The sequence below is a fragment of the Streptomyces sp. CAI-85 genome, assembly GCF_013363615.1.
GTDB lineage: Bacteria > Actinomycetota > Actinomycetes > Streptomycetales > Streptomycetaceae > Streptomyces > Streptomyces antibioticus_B.
Genome location: NZ_JAANNX010000160.1, coordinates 1 through 2,303, shown reverse-complemented (window position 1 = coordinate 2,303; position 2,303 = coordinate 1). Strand labels below are relative to the sequence as shown.

Below are 2,303 nucleotides of genomic sequence, written 5' to 3'. Positions count from 1 at the left end.
GTTGACGTGCGGCTTAGTCCGCTCGAACTTCGCCTTCGCCACTGGGGTCCTCCTGTGGAGTGGTTCTGTACGCCTTGGATCGTCGGCGCCAGGTGATCTTTGCTGTTGGGTCCCGGGCCCGGGGTCGTTCCGCCACGAATGCGGAGGAACGACCCGTGAGGCTCCAGGGTCAAGCCTAAAGCGTCGTAGCGCGGTGCGTTACTCGCCCTTGGCCTTCGCGATGATCTCCTCGGCGACGTTCCGCGGAACCTCGGCGTAGGAGTCGAACTGCATCGAGTAGCTTGCGCGACCCGACGTCTTGCTGCGGAGGTCGCCGACGTAGCCGAACATCTCCGACAGGGGCACCAGGCCCTTGACGACGCGGGCACCGGCCCGCTCCTCCATGGCCTGGATCTGGCCACGGCGGGAGTTGATGTCGCCGATGACCTCACCCATGTAGTCCTCGGGCGTGGTGACCTCGACGGCCATCATCGGCTCGAGCAGCACGGGAGAAGCCTTGCGCGCGGCCTCCTTGAAGGCCTGCGAACCGGCGATCTTGAACGCGAGCTCGGAGGAGTCGACCTCGTGGTAGCCACCGTCGAGCAGGGTGACGCGCACGCCGGTCATCTCGTAACCGGCGAGGATGCCGAACTGCATGGCCTCCTGCGCACCGGCGTCCACCGAAGGGATGTACTCCTTCGGGATACGGCCACCGGTCACCTTGTTCACGAACTCGTACGACGCGTCGCCGCCCTCGATGGGCTCGATCGCGATCTGCACCTTCGCGAACTGACCGGTACCACCGGTCTGCTTCTTGTGCGTGTAGTCGACCCGGTCGACCGCCTTGCGGATGGTCTCGCGGTAGGCGACCTGCGGCTTGCCGACGTTGGCCTCGACCTTGAACTCACGGCGCATACGGTCGACCAGCACCTCGAGGTGCAGCTCGCCCATGCCACCGATGATGGTCTGGCCGGTCTCCTCGTCCGAGTGGACCTGGAAGGACGGGTCCTCCTCGGCCAGGCGCTGGATCGCGATGCCCAGCTTCTCCTGGTCGCCCTTGGACTTGGGCTCGATGGCGACCTGGATCACCGGAGCCGGGAAGTCCATGGACTCCAGGATCACGGGCTGCTTGTCGTCGCACAGCGTCTCACCGGTGGTGGTCTGCTTCAGGCCCATGACGGCGACGATGTCGCCGGCGCCCACCGCGTCGATCTCCTCACGCTTGTTCGCGTGCATGCGGTAGATCTTGCCGATGCGCTCCTTCTTGCCCTTGACGGAGTTCAGCACGGCGGTGCCGGACTCCAGGCGGCCCGAGTAGACCCGGACGAAGGTGAGCTTGCCGAGGTGCGGGTCGCTCATGATCTTGAACGCGAGGGCCGACAGCGGCTCGTCCTCGGACGGCTTGCGCTTGACGATCTCCTCCGCGTTGTTGACGGCGTGGCCCTCGATGGCCTCGACGTCGAGCGGGGAGGGGAGGTAGCGCACGACCGCGTCGAGCAGGGGCTGAACACCCTTGTTCTTGAACGCGGTACCGCAGAACACCGGGGTGACCGTGGTGTCCTTGGACTTGCCGGACGCGATGGTGATGCGACGGATCGCGGCGTAGAGCTGCTCCACGGAAGGCTCCTCGCCCTCCAGGTACAGCTCCATGATCTCTTCGTCGTTCTCGGCCACGGCCTCGATGAGCTTGCCGCGGTACTCCTCGGCAGCCTCGGTGTGGGTGTCCGGGATGTCGACGATGTCGTACATCTCGCCCTTGGTCGCCTCGGCGGACCAGACGAACGCCTTCATGGTGACGAGGTCGACGACACCCTTGAAGTCCGCCTCGGCACCGATCGGGAGCTGCATGACGAGCGGCTGGGCACCCAGACGGTCGCTGATCATGTCGACGCAGCGGTGGAACTCGGCGCCCGTGCGGTCCAGCTTGTTGACGAAGCAGATGCGCGGGACGCCGTAGCGGTCCGCCTGACGCCACACGGTCTCGGACTGGGGCTCGACGCCGGCCACGCCGTCGAACACCGTCACGGCACCGTCGAGCACACGCAGGGAACGCTCCACCTCGACGGTGAAGTCGACGTGACCCGGGGTGTCGATGATGTTGATCGTGTGATCGACGTCGGCGAGCGGCCAGTGACAGGTGGTGGCAGCAGACGTGATCGTGATGCCACGCTCCTGCTCCTGCTCCATCCAGTCCATGGTGGCAGCGCCGTCGTGGACCTCACCGATCTTGTACGACACACCGGTGTAGAACAGGATCCGCTCGGTGGTGGTCGTCTTGCCCGCGTCGATGTGGGCCATGATCCCGATGTTGCGGACCTTGGCCA

Annotated in this window: 1 protein-coding gene; it reads right to left on the bottom strand. The window is 65.6% G+C overall.

The annotated features are described in order from the left end of the window. Nucleotides 1–198: 198 nt before the first annotated feature. On the bottom strand, nt 199–2,303 hold a 2,105-nt coding region (fusA, locus tag G6W55_RS37370; protein ID WP_254876594.1), incomplete at its 5' end, for an elongation factor G.